The organism is Ohtaekwangia sp. (assembly GCF_036568665.1).
In the GTDB taxonomy this organism is placed as follows: domain Bacteria; phylum Bacteroidota; class Bacteroidia; order Cytophagales; family Cyclobacteriaceae; genus Ohtaekwangia.
In genome coordinates this window covers 35045-45558 of the sequence record NZ_DATCSD010000301.1, presented here as the reverse complement: position 1 = coordinate 45558, position 10514 = coordinate 35045, and the positions used below count along the sequence as shown (strand labels likewise).

At 43.4% G+C, this 10514-nt stretch carries 8 protein-coding genes and 1 pseudogene; 3 read left to right on the top strand and 6 right to left on the bottom strand.

Annotated features, from left to right (window positions below; all coding sequences use genetic code 11):
* Positions 1-681: pseudogene (locus VIN08_RS16455) on the top strand (hypothetical protein); the annotation flags it as partial.
* Here VIN08_RS16455 and VIN08_RS16450 read toward each other — a convergent pair.
* From VIN08_RS16450 to VIN08_RS16425, 6 genes are all read right to left on the bottom strand, one after another.
* A complete protein-coding gene (locus VIN08_RS16450) occupies positions 678-2030 on the bottom strand; it encodes a HAMP domain-containing sensor histidine kinase (RefSeq protein ID WP_331967254.1) in 1353 nt (450 codons plus the stop codon). The pseudogene VIN08_RS16455 and the gene VIN08_RS16450 sit on opposite strands and share 4 nt — an antisense overlap.
* A gap of 72 nt (positions 2031-2102) precedes the next feature.
* A complete protein-coding gene (lpdA, locus tag VIN08_RS16445; RefSeq protein WP_331967252.1) occupies positions 2103-3503 on the bottom strand; it encodes a dihydrolipoyl dehydrogenase in 1401 nt (466 codons plus the stop codon).
* A 13-nt stretch (positions 3504-3516) separates the two neighbouring features.
* Entirely contained in the window at positions 3517-4209 is a 693-nt protein-coding gene (locus VIN08_RS16440; RefSeq protein WP_331967250.1) for a hypothetical protein, read from the bottom strand.
* Positions 4202-4636, bottom strand: coding sequence for a DUF6452 family protein (locus VIN08_RS16435; protein ID WP_331967248.1), 435 nt, complete (start codon positions 4634-4636; stop codon positions 4202-4204). Before VIN08_RS16435 ends, VIN08_RS16440 begins: the two co-directional genes overlap by 8 nt.
* 40 nt (positions 4637-4676) lie before the next feature.
* Positions 4677-6215, bottom strand: a complete 1539-nt coding sequence (gene odhB / locus VIN08_RS16430; RefSeq protein WP_331967246.1) for a 2-oxoglutarate dehydrogenase complex dihydrolipoyllysine-residue succinyltransferase — start codon at positions 6213-6215, stop codon at positions 4677-4679.
* A gap of 109 nt (positions 6216-6324) precedes the next feature.
* The gene (locus tag VIN08_RS16425) at positions 6325-9063 is read right to left on the bottom strand and encodes a 2-oxoglutarate dehydrogenase E1 component (protein WP_331967244.1); all 2739 of its coding nucleotides are present in this window, start codon (positions 9061-9063) and stop codon (positions 6325-6327) included.
* A 385-nt stretch (positions 9064-9448) separates the two neighbouring features.
* On the opposite strand from VIN08_RS16425, the gene VIN08_RS16420 reads away from it, so the two are divergent.
* Together VIN08_RS16420 and VIN08_RS16415 are read left to right on the top strand one after the other, a co-directional pair.
* The gene (locus tag VIN08_RS16420) at positions 9449-9790 is read left to right on the top strand and encodes a hypothetical protein (RefSeq protein ID WP_331967242.1); all 342 of its coding nucleotides are present in this window, start codon (positions 9449-9451) and stop codon (positions 9788-9790) included.
* 134 nt (positions 9791-9924) lie between these two features.
* Positions 9925-10452, top strand: coding sequence for a 30S ribosomal protein S16 (locus tag VIN08_RS16415; RefSeq protein ID WP_331967240.1), 528 nt, complete (start codon positions 9925-9927; stop codon positions 10450-10452).
* The last annotated feature ends 62 nt before the right edge of the window (positions 10453-10514 follow it).

The window sequence follows — 10514 nt, the reverse complement described above, 5'->3', positions numbered from 1 at the left end:
ACGTTCGATGGCTCGTATATAAAAACCTCCTATAGCATTCGCGAGCTTACGGATTTATACCTGGCCCAGCAGCCGTGGGGCGACCTCGGTATAGATATATGTCTGGGCTCGGAGATCGATCGCAAAGCAACACCTTATGAGTATATGTTTCTTCCCGATTATGTTGAATCAGGATTTGATCATGCTACTATAAAACACAACGGTGTACCGATGCCACTGGTAAAAGAAAAGAAGATCGTATATGAATCGCGCCCGGAAGACAAGATGAAAGGCTTACCTCACCCGTTGTATATTTTCGGGGCACTGGCGGTTGTAGCTATTATACTTTCGGTGATCGATTGGAGAAGAAAAAAACTGGCAACGTGGTTTGATGCTATCCTCTTTTCAGTAACGGGACTGATCGGATTACTATTACTTTTCCTGTGGGTTGCTACCGATCATAAATCTTCTTACAACTTCAACTTGCTATGGGCATTACCTACTAACCTGGTTGCTGCTATAGCACTTATACGAAAGCCTAACTGGTTAACGAAATATTTTTTGATCGCAGGAATTATAGCGATTGTTACTCTATTGGCGTGGCCATTGCTTCCGCAGAAACTAAATATAGCACTTATACCAATCGTTATCGCGATTGTTTGCCGTGCACTGATACGGTATAGATTACAAAAGAAAGTCTAAAGAACGGTAACACGCTTAGGCGTTTCCACCGGAGTGATGGAAAGATTAACGGGAAGGGTAACGGTAAAGATCGTGCCCTTTCCTAACTCGGATTGCACCTGAATATCGCCTCCCATTTTTTCTACCGTCTCTCTAACAATATATAGCCCGAGACCAGAACCTTTTGATTGGTTAGTACCACGGAAAAACATTTCGAATATGCGTGGTAATAATTCTTCATCTATACCCTGGCCGTTATCGGAAATAATGAGCGTGAGCTTATGATCTTTATGATATGCCTGGATATTTACCCATGGATCGCGCTTATCCAGGCTATGATACTTTATAGCGTTGGAGATGATGTTGTTTAAAATAACAATCAGCCGGATGCGATCTACCTCCACAAGACGTTCGAGGTGTATATCTTTTTGAAACTTGATCTTATCTGCATCTTTTGTAAAAGCAAAGTTGCGCACTACATCATCGATCAATAACGCAATATCAATAGTCTCCAACCTTAGTCCTATCTGACTATTGCGCGCATAGTCGATTATATCCAACAGGAAGTTATCCAGTTTTTGTGCGCGCTCTTTCAGCACTTCAAAATAGGCGAGTACTTCTTCGTTTTTGTTTTCGGCCAGCGCAGCATTAATGGCACCTTTAATATCCATCAACGGAATTTTCAGATCGTGCGAAGCACTATAAAAGAAGCGATCGAGCTCACGATTTGCTTTCTCCAATTCCGTGTTCTTGGTTTTTACTTCGCTTGCAAGCGCTATCAGTTTATTCTCGGTTTGCTCATTCATGTTCGCCATAAACACAATGAAAAACACCAGCACCAAAATGCTCGACACAAAATTTATAATGAACGATCGCTCAATATCAACGGCCTCAAAAGTTACTTTACCAAAAGCATCGAAGTTGGTTGCAAAGAGTATGATCGTTAGTACGATAGATAGACCTATAAAAAAGAAGCGATAAAAATTCTCGTGCACCTCAAACACAACAGCGGCCAATCCCACCCAAGAAAAATAATACAGGTATATACCCAATTGATGATTAGCCAGCGAAGAGTATATGAAGAAGTATATATTGAGAAACGAAAGCAAAATAAGACGAGCCGTTTTATGCCGGCCACTTTCGTTGATGAGGTAACAGATAAAAATGGAAACAGCCATGATGAAATCCATCATCGGCATGAAATATAGTCCGTCCACCAGGTCTTCCAGAGCATGAAAGACACCTACTACCGAGCCGAACAAGGCAAACTGCGATAGCAGTATAACGCGCTTATATTTACGCAGTCCTTCTTTGTCGCCAGTGAACCTGCGACTATAGCGGGACCAGTTTCGAGGGTGAAGAACATTCATGGGGGGACTTTATTATAACAACAAGCTGCAGACAGCGAATATACTATATTTTGCTACCTGCAGCTGGTGATATTACATATGGATCGGTCTGTTCTCGGTAGCAGCAAGACATGCTTCCTTAACAGCTTCCATATAGGTAGGGTGCGCATGCGACATACGCGCTACATCTTCAGCAGACGCGCGGAATTCCATCGCAGTAACACCAGCAGCAATCATATCGGCCGCACGGGCACCAATGATGTGCACACCTAAAATTTCATCGGTTTGCTTATCGGCTAATACTTTTACCAAACCATCGGTATCCATACTGGCGCGTGCGCGACCCAATGCTTTATACGGGAAGCTTCCTGTTTTATAGGCTCTGCCTTCCTGCTTCAGTTGCTCTTCGGTAAATCCTACACTGGCAACTTCCGGCCAGGTATATACTACTCCGGGTATAAGCAGGTAATTAACATGTGGCTTTTGTCCGGCCATCTGCTCGGCTACATATACACCTTCTTCTTCAGCTTTGTGTGCCAGCATAGCGCCACGCACTACATCGCCTATAGCATAGATGTTATCTACTTTTGTTTTCAAATGATCATCAACCGGTATCTGACCTTTTACTGTTTCAATACCAATTTTATCAAGACCAAGTCCATCGGTATATGGTCTGCGTCCTATACTTACCAGGCAGTAGTCGCCTTTCAGTTCAAGAGCATTGCCACCATTCTTAGGCTCTGCCTTCACGATCACTTCATTGCCGGTATTTTCTACTGCCGTAACTTTATGACCGAGGAAAATATCCATACCCATCTTCTTGGCTACACGCTGAAGCTCCTTGCCCATTGTGCCATCCATCGTTGGTATCAGGCTATCCAAAAATTCTACTACCGTAACTTTAGATCCGATGCGCGCATATACCGAGCCGAGCTCCATACCAATTACACCACCGCCAATAACGATCAAATGTTTTGGCACTTCTTTCAACTCCAATGCCTCGGTGCTGGATATAATACGTTTCTTATCGAACGCAGCAAACGGAAGTGCTGTTGGTTTGGAACCCGTAGCTATAATTACTTTATCGGTAGTAAGTGTAGTTTCTTTGCCATCTTTCGCAGTAACCTTGATCGTGTTTTTATCTACAAACGATCCTACTCCTTTATGAACATCGATCTTGTTCTTCTTCATCAAAAAAGCGATGCCATCTACGTTAGCTTTTACCACATCGCCCTTCCGTTTAATCATCTGCGTGAAATTTACTTTCGGTGCCGGTATATCTATACCATGCTCGGCAAAGTGTTCTTTCGCGTTGATAAAATGTTCGGATGAATCCAGCATCGCTTTGGAAGGTATACATCCTACATTTAAACAGGTACCTCCCAATGTATCGTATTTCTCAATGATTGCTGTTTTAAAACCAAGCTGAGCAGCGCGTATCGCGGCTACATATCCACCAGGGCCGGAGCCAATAACAATGACGTTGTATTGCATAAGATCAATAAAATTATAATTCCAAAAATTTATAAACTATTCGAATCGAGACTCCACCCGTTATACTATTGCTGTTGGGAATACCATCGCGATTACCGGACGACTGTACATAGCCGGCACCGGGAACATAGTATACCGGGAAATATTTTTCATCGGGCTGTGTTACAATATAATTAACACGCACCTGAAAGTTAAAAGAAAATTTGTCGGATATCGGCAGCCAGTAATTTGGCTGAAACTCCAGTATAAAAAGCTTGTTGTGTTGAGTCTTCACATCGGTCAGGTCGCCATAGTTATCACCGGCAAAAGTTACGGAGCCTTTCTCCGTAAAATCAGAGTAGATCAACCCTGCCTGCAGGTTAAACTCATTGAAACGCGTACGATGGTTCGCCACAAAGCGTCCTATACTTACGCGATAATAACGACCAGTATTCGCGTACGCTACATTCGAGTATAATTCATCTTTGCGTATGTCGTTGAACCCGACTGCAAGATCAATGATAGTATGATCGTTTGTTTTATAGATGAGTGATGGCTCCAGCACATACCCGCGATTAAACACCAGCGGAAATGTGCGCATCAGATCAAGTCCGAGGAAAAACCGATGTGTATCGTACGATGGCTGCTGTGGTTGTTGCTCTTCCTGCGCTTCGGCTGCAATCACAGACAATAAGTAAACCGATGCCAACAACAGTCGCTTAATCATTGATATAAATATCTAACACTCGATCATATAATTCTGAAGATACCGACACATCCGTGAATGTTGTTGGCTGTATAATGGCAAAATCATCAAAGTAGATGCGAAAGCCACAACGTACCGATTGCATTTTAACGGTACGGCTATAGTGCACCGTTAGTGTGTCCGTATGATCTGCTGCTTCAAAGATCACAATGGTTGAATCTTCTTTGATAGACATGGGGACCGCAATATACTGCGGGCTGTCAAAAGGAGCGGTAAGCTTCTTCTTGCCGTGCAAACCGTATATCGTTTTATAATTATGAGGATTGCTGAAGTAGACAGAAAGCTGTGGCTCGCTGTCCGATTCACAATCATCTACACAACTGGAATAAGTAAAAAGACATGAAATAAAAATTATACTCAGCAGTACGCGGAATAATTTATACTTCATGTCTTTTATTTTTAGCAATAGAGAATAGCGTTACCTTCTATTAAACACCAAGGATCAGTCTTCCCGGATCTTCCAGTAATTCTTTTACTCTTACCAGGAAGCTTACCGATTCGCGACCATCAATGATACGGTGATCATACGAAAGTGCCACATACATAATCGGGCGAATAACGATCTCACCATTCTTCACAATAGGGCGCTCAACAATGTTGTGCATACCCAATATAGCAGACTGTGGAGGATTAATGATAGGTGTTGAAAGCATAGACCCGAATACACCACCGTTGGTGATTGAGAATGTTCCTCCTGTCATTTCTTCAATAGAAAGTTTACCATCACGTCCGCGGGTTGCTAAGCGGATCACTTCGCTTTCAATCTGGTTGAACGATAATGATTCTGCGTTGCGGATAACTGGCACTACTAAACCTCTTGGAGTAGAAACCGCTATAGATACATCGCAGTAGTCATGATATATTATTTCTTCTTTGTCGATCGATGCATTTACTGCAGGAAAATCTTTCAGCGCAACACATATAGCTTTGGTAAAGAACGACATGAAGCCGAGACCTACGCCATATTTTTCTTTGAATTGATCTTTATACTTCGAACGAAGATCCATGATTGGTTTCATGTCTACTTCGTTGAAAGTGGTAAGCATCGCTGTTTCATTCTTCACCGATACAAGACGCTTCGCGATGGTTTTACGCAAGGAAGTCATTTTCTCTCTGCGTTCGCCACGACCTCCACCACTTGCAATTACCGGAGGGCCGGCAGGTGCCTGTGGCTTGGACTCTGCTTTGGCAGGTGCAGCCTGAGTTTGTGCTTTCTGTGCATCTTCTTTGGTAATTCTTCCACCTACACCAGAACCTTGCACCTGGTTAGCAGCAATTCCTTTTTCGTCAAGGATCTTCGCTGCTGCCGGTGATGGATGTCCTGCAGCGTATGTTTTATCAGCAGCTCCCGCAGCGGCTGTTGCAGCGGCAGGTGCAGCTGTACTTTGTTTTACAGGAGCACCTTCTGCTATTTCAATGCGGCAGATCAGGCCACCTATAGGAAGTGTTTCTTTTTCTTTTGCTACAATGCGAAGTATACCGGAAGCTTCGGCCGGTAGCTCAAACGTTGCTTTGTCTGATTCAACTTCCGCAATGATATCATCTACATTTACAAAGTCGCCATCTTTCTTCAGCCAGGTAGAGATCGTCACTTCTGTAATTGACTCACCTACTGCAGGCACTTTCATTTCTTTTACACCACCCGTTGCTTTTGGAGCGGCAGCCGGTGCAGCGTTCGCGCTTGCTGCTGCAGGCGCAGGTGTGGCTGCAGGTTTAGAAGCAGCAGCCTGTCCGTTGCCTTCAATCTCTGCGATCACGTCACCAATCGGTACAGTAGCACCTTGCTGTTTTACAATCTTGAGAACACCGGCACTTTGTGCTGTCAGTTCAAAGGTAGCTTTATCGGATTCCAGCTCTGCGATCACTTCATCGAGCTGTACAGTATCACCGTCTTTCTTCAGCCAGTTTGCTATCGTTACTTCCGAAATCGACTCGCCTACTGCGGGTACTTTTATCTGTAATGCCATTCAAGTATAGTTTTAGATTATGGGATTGTCTCGTCTCAGCATAGAGATTTGCACGATCAAGTTATCCTTTCCCGCGCATATCTCAACGCTTTATAATTTTATCGATCAGTTAAATTTCAAAAGCTTTATTTACAAGCTTCTCCTGCTCTACCTTATGCACCTTCAGGTATCCGGTAGCAGGCGATGCACTGGCTTTGCGCGATACAAATTCAAGATCGTACTTCGGCATCATCCGTACAATGTACGATTGTGCACCCATGTTGGCAGGTTCTTCCTGTGCCCACACCAGTTTGGCATCTTTGTATTTCTTCAACACAGCCTTCAATTGTTTTTCAGGGAATGGATGAAGCTGTTCGAGACGCACAATAGCTGTATCTTTTGTTTTTCTCTTCTGCTGTGCTTCCACCAGGTCGTAGTAAATTTTACCACTGCAGAGTATCACACGATTTACTTCTTTTGCTGATACCGTTGTATCGTCCAGTACCTCAGAGAATGAACCGGAAGTGAAATCTTTCAGCGGAGAGATCACCGCAGGGTGACGCAGCAATGATTTAGGCGAGAACACTATACATGGCTTACGGAACTGCCAGGCAACTTGTCTTCTCAATAAGTGGAAGAAGTTTGCAGGTGTAGTCGGATTCGTAATTACCATGTTATACTCTGCGGCAAGTTGCAAGAATCTTTCCGGGCGACAGCTTGAGTGCTCAGGCCCCTGACCTTCATAACCATGCGGCAGTAACATTACCAAACCGTTCATCCGTTGCCATTTTGATTCGGCACTTGAAAGGAACTGATCTATAATTACCTGTGCTCCGTTTACGAAGTCACCAAATTGTGCTTCCCATAATACCAATGCCGTTGGCGATGACATGGCATAACCATACTCAAAACCAAGAACACCAAATTCTGAAAGTAATGAGTTATAGATGCTGAATCTCGCCTGAGATTTATCGAGGTTATCTAATCCGCAATATGGTTCGTTGGTGTTGGCATCAAAGAAGTAAGCATGACGGTGAGAGAATGTTCCGCGTCTAACATCCTGACCGGACATACGCACCGGAGTTTTTTCCAACAGCAATGAACCATACGCCAGTAATTCTGCTTCGGCCCAGCCTAATACTTTATCTTCAAAGAAAGCTGTGGTTCTGTCTTTCAGCAATTTTTCAATCTGCTTCAGTGGCTTGAAGCCTTCCGGTATATTAATAAGTGCTTTACCAACTTTATCGATAACACTTTCTTTTACACCGGTCTCCGGAGATTTATCAAAGTCTTCCGGTTTTGCCCAACGCATTTGCTCCCATTCTTCTTCAATTTTCTGAGGCTTGTATGGAAGCGGTTTTTGCTTCACTTCATTCAGTCTGTCCTGAAGTTGATTACGGAAGTTCTTATCCATTTCATCAGCGAGAGCTGCATCTACATCACCACGCTCGATCAGTTTCTTCACATAGATCTCGCGCGGGTTCGGATGCTTCGCGATGATGTTATAAAGTTTAGGCTGCGTGAATTTCGGTTCATCACTCTCATTGTGACCGTGTCTTCTATAGCACAGCAAGTCAATAAATATATCTTTACCGAATTTCATTCGATACTCGACAGCCAGTTTAGAAGCAAAGCTCACGGCTTCGGCATCATCGCCATTCACGTGCAGCACAGGTGCATCCACGATCTTGGCTATATCTGTACAATATATACTGGTACGCGCATCATCATAGTCGGTAGTAAAACCAACCTGGTTGTTAATCACGAAATGAACTGTTCCTCCGGTAGTATATCCGGGCAGACCTGACATCTGAACCACTTCATATACTATACCTTGACCGGCCACAGCAGCATCACCGTGAATAAGGATCGCCATGCCTTTAGAAAGCTCTCCTTTATACTCATCGTCAATTTGTCCACGGGTATAACCGAGCACCAGCGGATCAACTGCTTCCAGGTGAGACGGGTTCGGAGTTAATTTTACATATACCTTTTTACCGGAAGGTGTATTGATGTGACTTGAATAACCGAGGTGATACTTCACATCTCCGTCACCCATGGTAAGATTCTCAGGACTTACATTTCCTTCAAACTCGGTAAAGATCTGTTCGTACGTCTTACCTAAGATGTTAGCCAGTACGTTGAGGCGGCCACGGTGAGCCATACCGATTACAACTTCTTTAACATCCAGTTCGGCTGCTACATTAATAATTGTGTTAAGAGCCGGTATAGTATTTTCTCCTCCTTCGAGGGAGAAACGTTTTTGTCCGAGGAATTTGGTATGCAGGAAGTTCTCAAATACAACTGCTTCATTCAGTTTATTGAGAATTCTCTTCTTTTCATCCTGGGCAGGATTATAGGTATAATATTCTTTCTCAATTTTCTGATACAGCCACGCACGAATGTCATCGTTACGGATGAAGTTATGCTCGAAGCCAATCGTGCCGAGATATACTGCATTCAGTTTCTCAATGATCTTGCGCAGGGTTGTTCGCGGCATACCGATCTCGGCTGCTACATCAAACTCTGTGTCCAGATCAGCATCGGTAAGACCAACGCTTTTGTGATCGAGATTTACACTGTGATTTCTTCTTTCTCGAACCGGGTTGGTGTTAGATTTCAAGTGACCGAATGAGCGGTATTGAAAAATCAGGTTACGCACCTGGGTTTCCTTAATAGAAAGTGAATCAGCTACCGGAGCACCGTTACCGTTTGCAGGTTTATCACCATAACGCTGCTGCGAGAAGTCATACCCCTCAAAGAACTTTTGCCAGGTGAGGTCAACAGAAGCAGGATCATTTTTATAATTTTGATAGAGCTGGTCGAGATAACCAACGTCTGCATTGGAGATGTATGAATATTTATCCATGATTTTATAGAAAGTGAACAAATGTAGAGAAGGCGTTAATTATAAAAAAACTGTTAAATCGTGTAAGCAATTATTTAGTCTTTTCTGCGCGTAGGTCAAAAAGAAAGGCACTCACAGGGGATGTGAAGTGCCTTTGTCCGCTGGAACGTTAAAGCTTTATCAGGTTATGGAATGGAACTGGCTATCCTGAGTGAATTCGGCTTTGTCTGTATCGTTTATTGGGCTCGTAATCGCGGTTTTATTTTTAAGATTTCTCCATAAGTGATTAATAATTTCATAATTCATTGTAATAATACTACAATGAGATAAAATATATCACTTTACAAGAAGCAAAATCACATACAGGATTCTATCGAGTGTGTAAGAATCGCTCTACTTTTACGCTATGGCGTTGCATATAGGACGAGAAATTGAAACCCGATACAAGGAATCAGGCCTTAAACTTTCAGAATTTGCGAAAAGGCTCAACACTAGCTCACGTAATGTTTATGATATTTTCGAACGAAGCGAGATCAAAACAGATCAGCTCGAAAGGATCAGCAAGATTCTGAATTTCAACTTTTTCTCACTTTTTCAGGATTCGGGCGTGCAGGAGCCAACCCTGCCGTATGCTAACCGAAAGGAGAAAAGCAATACAATATCTATTGTTGTTGAGCTGGATGGCCAGGAAAGCACGCTGAATCAATGGTTTCAGCGACTTGCTGCCATCAACAAGACCGTGAATTAAGAAATTTTCTTTCATTACGAAGCTTCCTCTTTCAAGAATTGGCTGGAGTAGGATTGCCGGGCCAAAAAAATCCGTTAACTTTGCGACCTTTAAAAATCAGGACGAGTTCCACATTTTAAAAATCTAACAAAGAAATGGTTAAAATCAGATTGGCCCGCAGAGGCCGCAAGAAACTGGCGATGTTCGATGTAGTCGTTGCTGACGCCAGAGCTCCACGCGATGGACGCTTCATTGAGAAAATTGGTACGTACAATCCGCTTACAAATCCTGCTACGATCGACCTGAAAGACGATCGCGCATTTCACTGGGTAATGAACGGTGCACAACCAAGCGACACGGTAAAAGCTATGCTTTCTTATCGTGGTATCTTATTGAAAAAACACCTTCAAATCGGTGTTATTAAAGGTGCTCTTACACAAGATCAGGCAGATGCTAAATTAGCTGCTTGGTTGCAAGGTAAAGATGCTAAGATCGAAGAGAAACGCAGCAAGCTTTCACAAGCTAAGCAAGCGGATCTTAAAGCTCGTAAAGAAGCTGAAACGAAAGTTAAAGAAGCACGTGCCGAAGCTATTCGTAAGAAGGCTGAAGTTGCTGCCGCTACAGCAGCCGCTGCTCCTGCAGAAGGCGAGGCTCCTGCTGCCGCTGAAGAGCAACAGGCTTAATCAACTTTGAAAATTGAATTGGTGTGCCGGTTCTGATCCATCAGGACCGGCATATTTATTTT

Coding starts and splice junctions, on each gene's coding strand:
- VIN08_RS16420 (WP_331967242.1), top strand. CDS start 9,449: ATGGCGTTGCATATAGGACGAGAAATTGAAACCCGATACAAGGAATCA.
- VIN08_RS16415 (WP_331967240.1), top strand. CDS start 9,925: ATGGTTAAAATCAGATTGGCCCGCAGAGGCCGCAAGAAACTGGCGATG.
- VIN08_RS16435 (WP_331967248.1), bottom strand. CDS start 4,636: ATGAAGTATAAATTATTCCGCGTACTGCTGAGTATAATTTTTATTTCA.
- VIN08_RS16425 (WP_331967244.1), bottom strand. CDS start 9,063: ATGGATAAATATTCATACATCTCCAATGCAGACGTTGGTTATCTCGAC.
- VIN08_RS16450 (WP_331967254.1), bottom strand. CDS start 2,030: ATGAATGTTCTTCACCCTCGAAACTGGTCCCGCTATAGTCGCAGGTTC.
- odhB (WP_331967246.1), bottom strand. CDS start 6,215: ATGGCATTACAGATAAAAGTACCCGCAGTAGGCGAGTCGATTTCGGAA.
- lpdA (WP_331967252.1), bottom strand. CDS start 3,503: ATGCAATACAACGTCATTGTTATTGGCTCCGGCCCTGGTGGATATGTA.
- VIN08_RS16440 (WP_331967250.1), bottom strand. CDS start 4,209: ATGATTAAGCGACTGTTGTTGGCATCGGTTTACTTATTGTCTGTGATT.